The sequence below is a fragment of the Pseudomonas sp. TTU2014-080ASC genome (assembly GCF_001446935.1).
In the GTDB taxonomy this organism is placed as follows: Bacteria; Pseudomonadota; Gammaproteobacteria; order Pseudomonadales; family Pseudomonadaceae; genus Aquipseudomonas.
The window spans coordinates 337,642-352,542 of the sequence record NZ_LKKK01000011.1; the positions used below are offsets into that span (position 1 = coordinate 337,642).

Genomic DNA, 14,901 nt, shown 5'->3' on the forward strand with positions numbered 1-14,901 from the left:
AGGAGGTCGACATAGAGTGAACGCTTCGGCCCAGGGGGGATTGATGCTATTCACAGACAGAGATGACGAAATCGGCACAATTTCTATTCGCTTCGGGCGGTATAGCGACTAGGCTCGCGTCTATCGGACGAGAAGAGACACAACAAATGGATGGGAGTGTTTTGGCCAACTTCGGTCAGCTTGGAAGTTGTCGGCCGCCGTCACTGGAAGCGTTGCTGATGGGTGTCGTGCCGCTGATGCCAATGTTGGATGTGTTGCCCAATGCGACGATTTTTATCAAAGACCGTGAGGCGCGTTACGTCCTGGCTAACAGCACACTGGTGCAGCGCTGCGGTTCACCGTTACTGGGCAAAACCAGCGCAGAAGTATTTCCGGCAAAGTTGGGGCCCGGTTACACCGAACAGGACCGGAGGGTGTTGGAGCAGGGGCATGTTCTGGAGGACCAGCTCGAGTTGCATCTGTATGGCACGCGGGAGCCAGGCTGGTGCCTGACGCATAAGTGGCCGCTGTACAACAGTGAGGATGAAGTGATTGGTTTGGTCGGTATTTCTGTCGATTTACAGGCCGCCCGAGAAACCCATCCGGCTTATCAGCGTTTGGCTGAGGTGGATGGCTACATCCGGGCTAACTTTCACCGTCGCGTCACTTTGAGCGAGCTGACGCGTCTGGCCGGAATCTCTGTGGCGCAACTAGAGCGCTACTGCAAAAGGGTGTTTCAACTCACGCCCAGGCAGATGATCCAGAAAGTCCGCTTGGAACACGCCCACCGATTGCTCCAGACCGACATGCCGATTACCGAGGTGGCCTTGCAATGCGGTTACACCGACCACAGTGCCTTTACCCGACAGTTTAAGGAGCTGACAGGGTTCACTCCGAGCCAGTATCGGCAGGCAGCGGTGGGCTAAAAGGCCTATACAGGCAGGGCGGCTATTCGCGAATAGTCTGGGAGGTAGCCCTAGATGAGAGTCCGCAGGCAATAAAAAATCCGGCCTATTGATCGGGTTTCTAGAATTTGCCTCCGCGACCTGGACTCGACAGCGCAGCTGAACGCGCTTTAGCGCGGCCCCGAAGGGGGCGCGGAGCAAATAACCTGGGACGAAGTCCCTGGTGAGAGTCTTCAGGCAATAAAAAAACCGGCCTACTGACCGGGTTTCTTGAATTTGGCTCCGCGACCTGGACTCGACAGCGCAAGCTGAACGCGCTTTAGCGCGGCCCCGAAGGGGTGAGCGAAGCGAATAACCTGGGACGCAGTCCCTGGTGAGAGTCTGCAGGCAATAAAAAACCCGGCCTACTGACCGGGTTTCTTGAATTTGGCTCCGCGACCTGGACTCGAACCAGGGACCCAATGATTAACAGTCATTTGCTCTACCGACTGAGCTATCGCGGAACAACGGTGCGTATCCTACTGATTAAAAAGGAGAAGTCAACACTTCGACTTCTCCTTTTGCAGGTTACAGAACCTTGGCAATCGCCTGAGTAACAGCAGGCAGGTTGCTTTGGTTCAGCGCGGCGACGCAGATGCGGCCGGTGCTGACAGCGTAGATACCGAACTCGTTTTTCAGGCGTTCTACCTGCTCAGCGGTCAGACCGGAGTAGGAGAACATGCCGCGTTGGCGAGCAACAAAGCTGAAGTCACGCTTATCAGTCAGGGCTGCCAGTTGCTCAACCATGGCCATGCGCATGCTACGAATGCGGTCACGCATGCCAGCCAGCTCTTCTTCCCACAGAGCGCGCAGTTCTGGGTTGTTCAGTACGCTGGCAACCACGGTTGCACCGTGAGTCGGCGGGTTAGAGTAGTTGGTGCGGATTACGCGCTTGGCCTGAGACAGCACGCGGCCCGCTTCTTCCTTGCTGCCAGTGACGATAGTCAGTGCACCAACACGCTCGCCGTACAGCGAGAAGGACTTGGAGAAGGAACTGGATACGAAGAACGGCATGCCGGAAGCCGCGAACAGGCGTACCGCAAAGGCGTCTTCGTCGATGCCTTCACCAAAGCCCTGATAGGCGATATCGAGGAACGGCACGTGCTCGCGCTCGCGCAGCACTTCCAGAACGGCTTTCCAGTCGTCCAGAGACAGATCAACGCCAGTTGGGTTGTGGCAGCAGGCGTGCAGCACGACGATGGAGCGGGCCGGCAGGTTGCGCAGGTCTTCCAGCATGCCGGCCTGATTTACGCCGTGAGTGGCTGCATCGTAGTAGCGGTAGTTCTGTACCGGGAAACCAGCGGACTCGAACAGGGCGCGGTGGTTTTCCCAGCTTGGGTCGCTGATAGCAACAACGGCGTTCGGCAGCAGGCGCTTGAGGAAGTCAGCGCCGGTCTTCAGTGCACCGGTACCGCCAACCGCCTGAGTAGTAATCACCTGACCGGCGGCAATCAGCTCGGAGTCTGCACCCAGCAGCAGTTTCTGTACTGCGCTGTCGTAGGCTGCGATGCCTTCGATCGGGAGGTAGCCACGCGGAGCATGGGCTTCAATACGAGCCTTTTCCGCTTCAGCTACGGCGCGCAGCAGAGGGATGCGGCCTTCCTCGTTGTAGTAGACACCTACACCCAGATTGACCTTGGTCGCACGGGTGTCGGCATTGAATGCTTCATTGAGGCCCAGGATGGGGTCGCGCGGAGCCATTTCGACGGCGGAGAACAGACTCATGGATACGGCAGCTCGAAAAGGAGGGTGAGTATCAGCAATCCCCGGTTAGGGGATTGCGCAATTGGCCCGGTAGTATACCGGGGCTAAATCGGTGCCGCGACAGCAGGCACACCTTTATGTGGGTTTTGACGTAGGCTTTTCATACGCGTCACACCTGTTTACCGAGGTTTGTTATGTCAGAGTTTCAGTTGGTCACCCGTTTTCAACCTGCTGGCGATCAGCCGGAGGCCATCCGGCAGATGGTTGAGGGGCTGGAAGCCGGCCTGTCGCACCAGACGCTGCTGGGCGTGACGGGATCAGGAAAGACCTTCTCAATTGCCAATGTCATCGCTCAAGTGCAGCGTCCAACGCTGGTATTGGCCCATAACAAAACTCTGGCTGCGCAGCTGTACGGCGAGTTCAAAAGCTTCTTCCCTAACAATGCTGTCGAGTACTTCGTTTCTTACTACGACTACTACCAGCCGGAGGCCTACGTACCGTCCTCCGACACCTTCATTGAGAAGGATGCCTCGATCAACGACCACATTGAACAGATGCGGCTTTCTGCGACCAAGGCGCTGATCGAGCGCAAGGACGTCATCGTGGTATGCACTGTGTCGTCGATCTACGGTTTGGGCAGTCCCGAGGAGTACCTGAAAATGGTGCTGCACCTCGACCGGGGCGACAAAATGGATCAGCGCGCTTTGCTCCGGCGTCTGGCAGAGTTGCAGTACACCCGCAACGACATGGACTTTGCCCGAGCCACCTTCCGTGTTCGAGGTGATGTGATAGATGTCTTCCCGGCGGAATCCGATCTGGAAGCGATCCGTGTCGAACTGTTCGACGATGAAGTTGAAAGTATCAGCGCGTTCGACCCGCTGACCGGCGAAGTTATCCAGAAGTTGCCGCGCTTTACCTTCTATCCCAAGAGCCACTACGTGACGCCACGGGAAACCCTGCTGGAGGCTGTGGAAGGAATCAAGGCTGAGTTGCAACAGCGGCTTGAGTACCTGCGCGATAACAATCGTCTGGTCGAAGCGCAGCGTCTGGAGCAACGTACCTGTTATGACCTGGAGATGATTCTGGAGCTGGGTTACTGCAACGGCATCGAGAACTACTCGCGCTATCTCTCCGGGCGTGGACCGGGCGAGCCGCCACCCACTTTGTACGATTACCTGCCGGATGAGGCACTGTTGGTGATCGACGAATCTCACGTGTCGGTGCCCCAGGTAGGCGCGATGTATAAGGGCGACCGCTCACGTAAAGAAACGCTGGTGGAGTACGGCTTCCGTTTGCCCTCGGCGCTAGATAACCGCCCGATGCGTTTTGAGGAGTGGGAGGCAGCCAGTCCGCAGACCATCTTTGTCTCCGCCACGCCTGGCCCTTACGAGGCGGAGCATTCCGGGCGGGTGATTGAGCAGGTGGTGCGCCCGACCGGTCTGGTTGACCCGGAAATCGAAGTGCGGCCGGCCCTGACTCAGGTGGACGACTTGCTCTCTGAAATCAACAAGCGCGTGGCAGTTGAGGAGCGGGTGCTGGTCACCACACTGACCAAACGCATGGCTGAAGACCTTACAGACTATTTGGCCGATCACGGCGTCAAGGTGCGTTACTTGCACTCGGATATTGATACGGTCGAGCGGGTCGAAATTATCCGTGATCTGCGTACTGGTACGTTCGATGTGCTGGTGGGCATCAACCTGTTGCGTGAAGGTCTGGACATGCCGGAAGTGTCGCTGGTGGCCATTCTCGATGCTGATAAAGAGGGCTTCCTGCGCAGCGAGCGCTCGCTGATCCAGACGATTGGCCGAGCAGCGCGAAACCTCAACGGCAAGGCCATTCTGTATGCCGACCGCATGACCGGCTCAATGGAGCGGGCGATCAACGAAACCGAACGCCGCCGGACTAAACAGATTGCCTTTAACGAAGAGCACGGCATCGTGCCCAAGGGTGTGGTCAAGGACATCAAAGACATCCTTGAAGGTGCCGTGGTGCCGGGGGCGCGTAGCAACAAGCGCAAAGGTATGGCCAAGGCAGCCGAAGAAAGCGCCCGTTACGAAAGCGAGCTGCGCTCGCCGAGCGAGATCACCAAGCGCATCCGTCAGTTGGAAGAGAAGATGTACGCGCTGGCCCGCGATCTGGAGTTCGAAGCGGCGGCGCAGCTGCGGGATGAAATCCAGAAACTGCGCGACCGTCTGCTACAGGTCTGACGGTAATCAGCGTCGCGCGAAGATAATCAGCACTACGCCGCCCAAGGTTATGGCGCAGGCCAGCAGGGCGGTCAGGCTGAGTTGTTCGCCGAGCAATATGTAACCGAGTAGCAGGGCCACCACTGGGTTCACAAAGGCAAAAGTGGACACCATGCTTGGTCTGACTTCCCGCCGAAGCCAAAAGTAAGCGGGATAAACGCCAAGGCTGACTGGCAGGATCAGATAGGCCAGCCACAGCCAGGCCTCGCCGCTGAATTTAGAGAACTCCAATTGCTGCCAGTCGCCGTGCCACAGGCCAAACAGCGCCAGGGTCAGGGCGCCGATGATCATTTGCAGGCTCAGTCCCAGCCAGCTAGATTTGAACGCCGGGCGCTGGCGCATTATCCAGGCTCCGCCTGCCCAGAACAGAGTAGCCAGTACGACCAGCAGGCCGGAAAACCATTGCTCGACTGAGGCGCGGTGATCCAGTCCGTTACTCATCAGCAATACAATCCCGGCGCACGCAAGTGCTAACCCGGCAATGACCCAGAAGGGTGGGCGCTCTCCCAGTAGCCATTCCAGAGCCACACTCCACAACGGCAGTGTGGTGTAGAGCATGGCCAGCATGCCTGTGGGCAAATATTGGTTGGCGTAGATCAAAGCGCCCTGACCAACGGCAATTAAGGCCAGGCTGCCGATTAGCACGCCACCCCAATCACTGCGCTGTATGTGCATCTGTTTGCTGGCGATCACCCAGGCCAGCGCCAACAAGCCCGCAATGGAAAAGCGCAATGTACCAATAATGAATGGCGGGACTTCACGCAGCAGATAATGGTTGGCCAGATATGTGGTTCCCCAGCCGATATAAATGACGGCAAAAGCAAGGACGAGCAGCAGACTACGGGCAGGAGCTGTGGTTGACGACATGTGAACCTGAAAGGCTGATGTGAGCGGCGACAGATCGGAGGTGTGCTCGAAAAGCTGTGTTCCGTGATGCCGAGCAGAATAGGAGATTAATCGGATAACAGCATACGGATAGCACGACCTGATCGATATAGCGAAGGCGTCATCGTCAGGCAGGATTGCGGCTTGCGTACTGCAAAGGTGCAGCTGGGTGGTTGCAACCGAGCCCCCTTGTATAGGGCGTCGCTGGAGCCAGCCCCGCGTTGCCTGCTAACATTCCTCTTTTAATCGCGTTCACAGTAATTCTCCGGGAACTTTCATGACCACCGTACGCACCCGTATCGCGCCGTCGCCAACTGGCGATCCGCACGTAGGCACCGCCTATATCGCTTTGTTCAACATGTGCTTTGCCCGTCAGCACGGTGGCGAATTCATCCTGCGTATCGAAGATACTGACCAGCTGCGTTCGACTCGTGAATCTGAGCAGCAGATTTATGATGCGCTGCGCTGGTTGGGGATTGAATGGAGCGAAGGTCCGGACGTAGGCGGCCCGCACGGCCCATATCGTCAGAGCGAGCGCGGCCACATCTACCAGAAGTACAGTGCTGAACTGGTCGAGAAGGGCCATGCATTCCATTGCTTCTGCACCGCTGAGCGCCTGGACAAGGTCCGTGCTGAGCAAATGGAAGCCAAGCAGACACCGCGTTACGACGGTCACTGCATGCACCTGTCTGCTGAAGAAGTGCAAAAGCGCCTGGCAGCTGGCGAGCCGAATGTGGTGCGCATGAAGGTGCCGACCGAAGGTGTCTGCGTGGTGCCGGACATGCTCCGTGGTGACGTTGAAATCCCGTGGGATCGCATGGACATGCAGGTGCTGATGAAGACCGACGGCCTGCCAACTTACTTCCTGGCCAACGTCGTTGATGATCACCTGATGGGTATCACCCACGTATTGCGTGGGGAAGAGTGGCTGCCTTCGGCTCCGAAACTGATCCTGCTGTACGAATACTTTGGCTGGGAGCAGCCTCAGCTGTGCTACATGCCGCTGTTGCGTAACCCGGACAAGAGCAAGCTGTCCAAGCGTAAGAATCCGACCTCAATTACCTTCTACGAGCGTATGGGTTTCCTGCCGCAGGCCATGCTCAACTACCTCGGTCGTATGGGCTGGTCGATGCCAGATGAGCGAGAGAAGTTCACTCTGGATGAAATGATCGCCAACTTTGACATCAATCGCGTGTCGTTGGGTGGTCCGATCTTCGATCTGGAAAAGCTGTCCTGGCTCAATGGCCAGTGGATGCGCGAGCTGTCAGTTGAGCAGTTTGCAGCAGAGGCACAGAAGTGGGCCTTTAACAGTAACTACTTGATGCAAATCGCTCCGCACGTGCAAGGGCGGGTGGAAACTTTCAGTCAGATTGCGCCGTTGGCGAGCTTCTTCTTTGCGGGCGGTCTGAATCTGGATGCCAAGCTGTTTGAGCACAAAAAACTTTCGGCAGATCAGGTGCGCCAAGTCATGCAGCTGATTTTGTGGAAGCTGGAAGCCTTGCGTCAGTGGGAAAAGGACAACATCACCGCCTGTATTCAGGCTGTTGTTGAGCATTTGCAGCTGAAACTGCGCGATGCCATGCCGTTGATGTTTGCCGCCATTACTGGGCAGGCCAGCTCTGTTTCTGTACTGGATGCGATGGAAATCCTCGGCCCGGATCTGACCCGCTTCCGCCTGCGTCAGGCCATCGAGTTGCTCGGTGGTGTGTCGAAGAAGGAAAACAAAGAGTGGGAAAAACTGCTGGCAGCGATTGCCTGATCAGCCGACATGACCGGCCAGCGCTGCGCGATGGCCGGTCATGTCGGGTAAGTGTTTGTTCTGTCAGCAGAAAATATTGCGATAGCGCATAAAAATTTGTTGACACAAACGGGGCGCGCTCTTAACATGCGCCCCGTCCTTGAGATGGGGCTATAGCTCAGCTGGGAGAGCGCTTGCATGGCATGCAAGAGGTCGACGGTTCGATCCCGTCTAGCTCCACCAATCTCAAAGCCGAAAGGCTTGCCACAGTGGACTCAAACGAGTCGGCTGTTTTGAAGGGTTCTGCGTCCCCTTCGTCTAGTGGCCTAGGACACCGCCCTTTCACGGCGGTAACAGGGGTTCGAGTCCCCTAGGGGACGCCACTATTTCCAGCCCAGTGCTTCGGCACTGAGTGTCGAGAGACATAAAATCTGGGGCTATAGCTCAGCTGGGAGAGCGCTTGCATGGCATGCAAGAGGTCGACGGTTCGATCCCGTCTAGCTCCACCAATTTCCACGACCGATCAGCCAGTTGCTGATTGCGTTATCGAAGGTTTCGTCCCCTTCGTCTAGTGGCCTAGGACACCGCCCTTTCACGGCGGTAACAGGGGTTCGAGTCCCCTAGGGGACGCCATTTTTACCTGCCTTGCAGGCTCTGAAAGGGTCATTCGTATGAATGACCCTTTTGTTTTATTTGCCCGAATGATTTCTCTTGCCGCAAATTCAGCTCCTGATTGATCCCATATTGTCATCTTTGTTGTGGCACATGCAGGAGCTGTATGGGGATATCAGACTGGTGCCCTCCGTTATAGACTGCTCGCCTATGTCGTACTGATAAGGTCCAAGTATGCTGCATCCGGCGATGGAGCAAGTGGCGGCTGTGGCAGATTGCGTTGGCGACCGAGCAGGCTTCAGCGCACTGGGCTGGCTGTTCGAATCTGGCTGGTGCCTTGGCGATGCAGTTGAATGAGGCGCGTCTGGTCATGAAGCTGGGCGGCGTTGCGCACCTCGCGATTATTTTCAGTTATAACGACCTTTTTTCGGTCCCTGCGCCGCTGTGCGAGAGTGCCAAGCGGCTTAAACGCGCGTTTTTGTGTGGTTTTTGCAGGAGTGCCGGTAATGGGCGATGGCATCATTTAGGGCAAGGCCGGGATGTAGCTGTCGCTGTTTGGCCGTGATCTGATTGCGTGGATGCCAGCAGTTTAGGTCTGAATGAATGACACGAGTGGGGAGCTGGCTATGAGCCTGACGATGGATGCGGTGCTGCAGCAGGCCCGCCCGGTATTACCGGTTCTGGTAATCGAAGATGTAAGTCTGGCTTTGGATCTGGCAGCTGCGCTGCATGCCGGTGGCATCAGCGTGCTGGAGGTGACATTGCGTACGCCGGTAGCGCTGGATGCCTTGCGTACCATGCGTCAGGAGTTACCTGATCTGTTGATCGGGGCGGGTACGTTGATTCACGCCGAGCAGTTTCGGGAGGCCAAAGAGGCTGGAGCGCAGTTTTCTGTCAGTCCGGGGTTTACTGAGCGACTGGCGGCAGCAGCAGATGATTCGGGGTTGCCGTACCTGCCGGGTGCCATGACGCCGTCCGAAGTATTGCTGGCGCTGGAGCATGGCTATCGCTCGTTGAAATTGTTTCCAGCTGATGGGGCCAGCAGCATCAAGATGCTGAAGAGCTTCAAGGGGCCGTTCACTGGCATTCGCTTCTGTCCGACTGGTGGGGTTAACCCTGATAATCTGTTGAGCTTTTTGCGCTTGCCCAATGTTGCCTGCGTGGGCGGAACCTGGATTGCTCCAAGCAATCTGGTGCGGGCACGAGCATGGGATCAAATCACTCAACTGGCTCGGGAAGCGTGTGAGTTGGCCGGTAGTCTGGAGTAATCGATATGAATTGGGATTTCACCGACCCGTTTGTGATTGATCTGTGTGTCAATGCAGAGGACATCGATGGGCTGGGGCACGCCAACAATGCGGTGTATGTCAGTTGGCTGGAGCGTTGCGCTTGGCGTCACTCGCAGTTTCTTGGTCTGGATCTGGCTGAGTACCGCCGTCTGGACCGGGCCATGGCAGTGTTGCGCCACGAAATTGATTACCTGGCCAGTGCTTACGAGGGCCAGCAATTGCAGATGGCCACTTGGATTATTGAGTCAGATCACCGCTTGAAAATGACCCGACACTTCCAGCTTGTTCGTCCAGAAGACGGCGTGACGCTATTGCGGGCCCGCACGACCTTTGTCTGCATCGAACTCTCTACCGGTAAGCCCAAACGCATGCCCGCCGAGTTTGTGGAAGGATACGGAGCAGCCGTGTTAAGCGCAGACGCCTTGCTTTAAAAGGTGTTGACCGCACGATACCTAGCTGTTCATCCGGGACGCTGCGCCGCGTACACTACGCGGCGTTTTTTCGAGAGCTGACCCGATGCAGATTGCTTTGGCCCCGATGGAGGGGCTGGTTGATGAGATTCTCCGTGATGTCTTGACCCGCGTTGGCGGTATCGACTGGTGCGTGACGGAATTTATTCGCGTCACTGAGCGCGTGTTGCCGGTTAACACCTATGAGAAGCTTGCTCCGGAACTGTTCACCGGTGCGCAGACAGCAGCGGGAACGCCAATGCGCGTGCAGTTTTTGGGCTCTGATCCGGCTTGCCTGGCGGATAACGCCGCGTTTGCCTGCACTTTGGGGGCACCGGTCGTTGACCTCAACTTTGGCTGTCCGGCCAAGACCGTCAATAAGTCACGCGGTGGTGCCATCCTGTTGAAAGAGCCGGAATTGCTGCATGCCATCGTGCGTGAGGTGCGCCGCTCGGTTCCTTCGGATATCCCGGTCACGGCAAAAATGCGCCTGGGCTTTGATCACAAGGACTACGCCCTAGAGTGCGCCGAGGCGCTGGCAGACGGTGGCGCTGCGCAAATCGTGGTGCATGCCCGGACTAAAATGGAAGGTTATAAGCCGCCGGCGCATTGGGAATGGGTGGCTAAAGTGCAGGATGCGGTCAAGATTCCGGTGTTTGCCAATGGCGAAGTGTGGACGCTGGAGGACTGGCGGCGCTGCCGCGAGGTCAGCGGCGTCGAAGACATCATGTTGGGGCGTGGGCTAGTGGCGCGCCCCGATCTGGCCCGGCAGATTGCAGCTGCGCGTGCCGGGCAGGAAGTAGTTCCGATGACCTGGGAAGAACTGCAACCACTGTTGGCTGACTTTTGGCTGCAGGCGCGGCGTAAGCTTTCCCCGCGTTATGCACCTGGGCGGCTTAAGCAATGGCTGGCGATGCTGACGCGCAGCTATCCGCAAGCCACTGAGCTGTTCAACCTGTTGCGTCGGGAAACGGACTGTCTGCGTATTGATCACCTGCTGGGAGTGAAGTACCTGCCCGACGATTTACAGCACGCGATCGCCTGAACCGTCTGTAAGGAAAATTTTCAGGGTCTTGAAAACCATTTGTGTGGCCACATGTTTAGTAGCGTGGGATGCCGAAGTCGGGTCCCGCGTGACACAACTCGCTGAATTTCAGGAGATTTAAACATGAGCACTGCATTTTCTCTGACCCCACTGTTCCGTCATTCCGTTGGCTTTGACCGTTTTAACGATTTGTTTGAGTCGGCCATGCGCAATGAAAGCGGTAGCAGCTATCCACCCTACAACGTCGAAAAATACGCTGATGACCAGTACCGCATCGTGGTCGCAGCAGCTGGCTTCCAGGAAGAAGACCTGGAGCTTCAGGTAGAACGTGGGGTGCTGACTGTGACCGGCAGCAAGCGTGAATCCCAAGCCGAGAGCGTGACTTACCTGTATCAGGGCATCGCTCAGCGTGCGTTCAAGCTGTCCTTCCGTCTGGCAGACCATATCGAGGTCAAATCAGCGAGCCTGGTTAACGGACTGTTGAACATTGATCTGGTCCGTATCATCCCGGAAGAGGCCAAGGCCAAGCGCATTCCGATTGGCTCTGCGACCCCGGCGCTGCAGAACTAAGCAGCTGTTGGCCGACACGCGGCCTGTAAACGACAAGAGCACCTTAAGGTGCTCTTGTCGTTTCAGAAGGTGCTCGGCAAGCGATTTTCCATCAGCAGCTCGGCGAATTTGTCAGCAGGCACTGGCTTGCTGAACAGGTAGCCCTGGTAAAAGTTGCAACCCTGCATTTGCAGGAACTGCAACTGCTCAATTCGCTCAACGCCTTCTGCTACAACGCTCAGCCCCAGACTACGAGCCATGGCAATGATGGCGCGGATGATGCCCGCATCGTTGATATCCAGCACTGCATCGCGGACAAATGACTGGTCGATTTTCAGGGTCTCAACCGGCAGCCGTTTGAGGTAGGTCAGCGAACTGTAGCCGGTGCCGAAGTCATCCATGGCGAAGCTGACGCCGATGCGTTTGAGTCGGTGCATCTTGGCAATGGTGTCATCCAGATGCTGAATCACGATGCTTTCGGTGATTTCCAGCTTGAGCATGTGCGCCGGTAACTCACAGTCGTTGAGAATGCATTCGACCTGTTCAACGAAGTCGTGCTGGCGGAACTGGCGCGGGCTGATGTTGACGCAGAGATTGAACTCCTGGGCGTTGATCAGCCCTTTGCGGATCAGCCGTGAGCATTCGAGGCAGGCTTTCATCAGTACCCAGTTGCCCACTTCGATGATCAGGCCGCTTTCTTCCAGTACATGAATGAAAAGGGCAGGGGACTGCACTCCGTATTCAGGGTGCATCCAGCGCAGCAGTACTTCGCATCCGGTGATGTGATTATCGCTAGCGTTGATCTGAGGCTGAAAGAACAGCTCAAATTCATTACGCACTAAGGCCAGACGCAGTTCGTTTTCCAGGCGCAAACGGTCACTGGCAGCCTGTTGCATGGACTCATGGAAGAACTCTGTGGTGTTTCGACCGCCGTCTTTGGCCCGATACAGTGCGATGTCGGCGCGCTTGAGCAGGTCGTCCGGGTTGTCACCATGGTCTGGTATCAGGGCAATACCGATGCTGGGAGTGACGCGCAGCTGATGGCCGTCCACTTGCATCGGTTCGATCAGTAACTGCCGCAGCTTTTCCGCAATCTCACGCACCTGTTTGAGTACTGAGGTGCGTCTGCCTTCCAGCCCGGAGATCAGAATCACAAACTCGTCACCACCCAATCGCGCCACGGTGTCTTCTTGGCGCACGCTGGATTCAAGGCGGGCAGTAATCAGTTTTAGCACTGCATCGCCAATCGGATGGCCCAGCGAGTCGTTGATGTGCTTGAAGTGATCCAGATCGATAAACAGCAGCGCTCCACGCAAGTTATGGCGTTTGAGCAGGGCAATTTGCTGGCTGAGTCGATCCAGCAGCAGGGCGCGGTTAGGCAAGTTGGTCAGTGGGTCGTGGTAGGCCATGTGCTGGACCTGCGCCTGAGCCTCCTTCAGCTCACTGATGTCCCGGGCAGTCAGAAGCAGGCAGGGTGTGCCGTGCAGCTGAATATGTTCGACCGAAACCTCAACATTTTTGAGCTTTCCGCTGCGATGCCGGCCTTGCATTTCCATGTGGTAGACATGGCCTTCCTCTACGACCCGTTTGATCATCCTGGCGCGCTCTTCAGGGTTGACCCAGATGTTGAGTTCGTCTGTGGTGCGGCCAATAACCTCATCGAAGCTGTACCCGGTCAGGCGGCAGAATCCCTCATTGACCTCCAGGCAGCGTCCACTGTCACGCTCGGTGATGGTGATGGCGTCAGGGCTGGAGTGAAAGGCCAGGGCGAATTTCTCCTCACTGGCCTTTAGCTCTTCTTGAGCTTGCTGTAGCTGGGTGATGTCGCGGAAGGTGCTGAGCAGGCAGGGGCGCTCATTGAGCATGACGGTCCGTGAAGAGATGACGCAGGTGATCGGGTTGCCGTGTCTGTTGCGGAAGTGGGCGACTTCATTATCGAGGCGGTGATCACTCTGGACTTTAAGGAACAGCTTCTGGCGCTCTTCCAGATCAACCCATAGTTTGACGTCAGTCATCTTGCGGCCAAGCACTTCTTCCGGTTCCCAGCCAAATGTCTGGGTGAAGCTGGAGTTGATCTCCAGTGCGATACCTTCCGGCAGAGTGGTCAGAGTTACCGGGTCCGGACTGGCCTGAAACAGGCTGGAGAATTTGGCTTCGGAGGCAGCAAGGTCCTTCTCGCGCAGAACACGGTCGGTGATGTCGATAAGAATGCCTGCCATCCGTTCGGGTTTGCCGTCGGCGCAGCGGTAGAGCTTGGCTGTACTCTCAAGGTAGCGCACCTGATTGTCGGCAAGGTTGGCTCGGTAGGTGATCTGGTAGTGGGTGCGAATGCCTTGCAAGAGCTCTTCGTAGTGCTGGCGCATCATCAAGCGGTCTTCCATCGGGATCACCGTGAAAAACTCGCCGAAGGTGTCATGAAAAGGCTTTTCCGGCAGTCCGTGAAGCTGTGCCGCTCGCGCTGAGCCGAACAAGGTATTGCTGGGGATATGCCACTCCCAGGTCCCTAGTGCCACTGAATCCAAGGCCAGATTCAGCCGCTCCTGACTGTCACGCAGTTCCTCTTCCTGCTGACGTTGTTGGGTGATGTCACGGAGTGACAGTACCAGACAAGGCTTGCCCTCTAAATGGATCAGGCCGCCAAATATAAGGTTGCGACAGAGCTTGCCGTTACGGTGGTAGTGGGTGGCTTCAAGTCCGTTGAGCTGGCCTGCGCGCGCGGCGTCGACCATGACCTGGCGCTCTTCTTGGCTGGCCCAAAGCTTGAGATCGACTGAGGTACGGCCGATGGCTTCTTCACTGCTCCAGCCGAATTGACACTCAAAGCCACGGTTGACTTCAATAAAGCGGCCTTCTTCCAGAGTGGTAATTACCACCGCATCGGGGGTGTAGTGGAAGGCCTGCGAGAACTTCTCCTCACTGCTGCGTAGGGCTTGTTCCTGAGTCTGTTGTTGTGTGATATCGCGGATAACCCCCATAACCCGCTGCTTGCCGTCAGCGTCTTGCTGCATGCTGCCGCTGATTTCAAGCCAGTGTAGGCTGCTGTCTGGCCAGTAGATGCGGTGGCGGATAGCTGTTCGGGTAGGGTTGCCTCTGAGGAATTGCTCAAAGACTTGGATGACTGCAGGGCGGTCTTCTTCGTGGATCAGGTTGATGTAGTCTACGCGCCTGCTTAGTGGGTAGTTCGGGTCCAGGCCAAAGAGTGCTTGGGCTCCGCGGGACCAACTGATAGCGCCACTTTCAATATCCCAGTACCAAGCACCAAGCTTGGCTCCAGTCAGGGCTCGTAACAGCCGGGGAGCATCATTCCACGTGCTTTCGAATTCGGCAGGGTCGGTGGCGGGAACATAAGGTAATGGGGGACGGCGATCAGTGGGTGTGGCCACGTCCGCGTTTCCTTTCTAGTGAGCGGGTAGCACAGGCCGAAACCCTCGTGGGCTTAGTCGTGCCAACCCTTTCTT

Annotated in this window: 11 protein-coding genes and 5 tRNA genes; 12 read left to right on the top strand and 4 right to left on the bottom strand. The window is 56.7% G+C overall.

The window, feature by feature from the left end; translation table 11 throughout:
* The first annotated feature begins 146 nt into the window (after nucleotides 1–146).
* Nucleotides 147–905, top strand: coding sequence for an AraC family transcriptional regulator (locus AO726_RS11985; protein ID WP_058068308.1), 759 nt, complete (start codon nucleotides 147–149; stop codon nucleotides 903–905).
* 406 nt (nucleotides 906–1,311) lie between these two features.
* Here the strand turns inward: AO726_RS11985 and AO726_RS11990 are convergent.
* Both AO726_RS11990 and AO726_RS11995 read right to left on the bottom strand, forming a co-directional pair.
* Nucleotides 1,312–1,387, bottom strand: a tRNA-Asn gene (locus AO726_RS11990).
* A gap of 64 nt (nucleotides 1,388–1,451) precedes the next feature.
* Nucleotides 1,452–2,648: an amino acid aminotransferase gene (locus AO726_RS11995; protein WP_058068309.1), complete on the bottom strand. Its 1,197-nt coding sequence runs from the start codon at nucleotides 2,646–2,648 to the stop codon at nucleotides 1,452–1,454.
* 173 nt (nucleotides 2,649–2,821) lie between these two features.
* Between AO726_RS11995 and uvrB the strand changes: the two genes are divergently transcribed.
* Nucleotides 2,822–4,837, top strand: coding sequence for an excinuclease ABC subunit UvrB (uvrB, locus tag AO726_RS12000; protein WP_058068310.1), 2,016 nt, complete (start codon nucleotides 2,822–2,824; stop codon nucleotides 4,835–4,837).
* Between the two features lie 6 nt (nucleotides 4,838–4,843).
* On the opposite strand, the gene AO726_RS12005 is transcribed toward uvrB, so the two are convergent.
* Nucleotides 4,844–5,743: an EamA family transporter gene (locus AO726_RS12005; protein ID WP_058068311.1), complete on the bottom strand. Its 900-nt coding sequence runs from the start codon at nucleotides 5,741–5,743 to the stop codon at nucleotides 4,844–4,846.
* A gap of 295 nt (nucleotides 5,744–6,038) precedes the next feature.
* On the opposite strand from AO726_RS12005, the gene gltX reads away from it, so the two are divergent.
* From gltX to AO726_RS12050, 10 genes are all read left to right on the top strand, one after another.
* Nucleotides 6,039–7,520, top strand: coding sequence for a glutamate--tRNA ligase (gltX, locus tag AO726_RS12010; RefSeq protein WP_058068312.1), 1,482 nt, complete (start codon nucleotides 6,039–6,041; stop codon nucleotides 7,518–7,520).
* A 146-nt stretch (nucleotides 7,521–7,666) separates the two neighbouring features.
* Nucleotides 7,667–7,742: transfer RNA gene (locus tag AO726_RS12015), tRNA-Ala, on the top strand.
* Between the two features lie 64 nt (nucleotides 7,743–7,806).
* Nucleotides 7,807–7,882 (top strand) — tRNA-Glu (locus tag AO726_RS12020).
* A 50-nt stretch (nucleotides 7,883–7,932) separates the two neighbouring features.
* Nucleotides 7,933–8,008 (top strand) — tRNA-Ala (locus AO726_RS12025).
* 48 nt (nucleotides 8,009–8,056) lie between these two features.
* A tRNA-Glu gene (locus AO726_RS12030) sits at nucleotides 8,057–8,132 on the top strand.
* 213 nt (nucleotides 8,133–8,345) lie between these two features.
* The gene (locus AO726_RS21515) at nucleotides 8,346–8,468 is read left to right on the top strand and encodes a hypothetical protein (RefSeq protein WP_275044099.1); all 123 of its coding nucleotides are present in this window, start codon (nucleotides 8,346–8,348) and stop codon (nucleotides 8,466–8,468) included.
* 269 nt (nucleotides 8,469–8,737) lie between these two features.
* Nucleotides 8,738–9,379 (top strand): bifunctional 4-hydroxy-2-oxoglutarate aldolase/2-dehydro-3-deoxy-phosphogluconate aldolase, encoded by a 642-nt coding sequence (locus AO726_RS12035; RefSeq protein WP_058068313.1) that lies wholly within the window; start codon nucleotides 8,738–8,740, stop codon nucleotides 9,377–9,379.
* 5 nt (nucleotides 9,380–9,384) lie between these two features.
* Nucleotides 9,385–9,831, top strand: a complete 447-nt coding sequence (locus AO726_RS12040; RefSeq protein ID WP_058068314.1) for an acyl-CoA thioesterase — start codon at nucleotides 9,385–9,387, stop codon at nucleotides 9,829–9,831.
* 85 nt (nucleotides 9,832–9,916) lie between these two features.
* Nucleotides 9,917–10,894 carry a tRNA dihydrouridine synthase gene (locus AO726_RS12045; protein WP_058068315.1) on the top strand — a complete coding sequence of 326 codons (978 nt, stop codon included), beginning with the start codon at nucleotides 9,917–9,919 and terminating at the stop codon, nucleotides 10,892–10,894.
* A gap of 123 nt (nucleotides 10,895–11,017) precedes the next feature.
* A complete protein-coding gene (locus tag AO726_RS12050; protein WP_058068316.1) occupies nucleotides 11,018–11,464 on the top strand; it encodes an Hsp20 family protein in 447 nt (148 codons plus the stop codon).
* 62 nt (nucleotides 11,465–11,526) lie between these two features.
* Here AO726_RS12050 and AO726_RS12055 read toward each other — a convergent pair whose 3' ends face one another.
* The gene (locus AO726_RS12055) at nucleotides 11,527–14,826 is read right to left on the bottom strand and encodes a PAS domain S-box protein (RefSeq protein ID WP_058068317.1); all 3,300 of its coding nucleotides are present in this window, start codon (nucleotides 14,824–14,826) and stop codon (nucleotides 11,527–11,529) included.
* Nucleotides 14,827–14,901 lie beyond the last annotated feature (75 nt).

Excerpts from the sequence above, each read along its gene's own strand:
- AO726_RS12045 (WP_058068315.1), top strand. The coding sequence starts at position 9,917 with ATGCAGATTGCTTTGGCCCCGATGGAGGGGCTGGTTGATGAGATTCTC.
- AO726_RS12005 (WP_058068311.1), bottom strand. The coding sequence starts at position 5,743 with ATGTCGTCAACCACAGCTCCTGCCCGTAGTCTGCTGCTCGTCCTTGCT.
- AO726_RS12050 (WP_058068316.1), top strand. The coding sequence starts at position 11,018 with ATGAGCACTGCATTTTCTCTGACCCCACTGTTCCGTCATTCCGTTGGC.
- AO726_RS21515 (WP_275044099.1), top strand. The coding sequence starts at position 8,346 with ATGCTGCATCCGGCGATGGAGCAAGTGGCGGCTGTGGCAGATTGCGTT.
- AO726_RS12040 (WP_058068314.1), top strand. The coding sequence starts at position 9,385 with ATGAATTGGGATTTCACCGACCCGTTTGTGATTGATCTGTGTGTCAAT.
- AO726_RS12035 (WP_058068313.1), top strand. The coding sequence starts at position 8,738 with ATGAGCCTGACGATGGATGCGGTGCTGCAGCAGGCCCGCCCGGTATTA.
- AO726_RS11985 (WP_058068308.1), top strand. The coding sequence starts at position 147 with ATGGATGGGAGTGTTTTGGCCAACTTCGGTCAGCTTGGAAGTTGTCGG.
- uvrB (WP_058068310.1), top strand. The coding sequence starts at position 2,822 with ATGTCAGAGTTTCAGTTGGTCACCCGTTTTCAACCTGCTGGCGATCAG.
- gltX (WP_058068312.1), top strand. The coding sequence starts at position 6,039 with ATGACCACCGTACGCACCCGTATCGCGCCGTCGCCAACTGGCGATCCG.
- AO726_RS11995 (WP_058068309.1), bottom strand. The coding sequence starts at position 2,648 with ATGAGTCTGTTCTCCGCCGTCGAAATGGCTCCGCGCGACCCCATCCTG.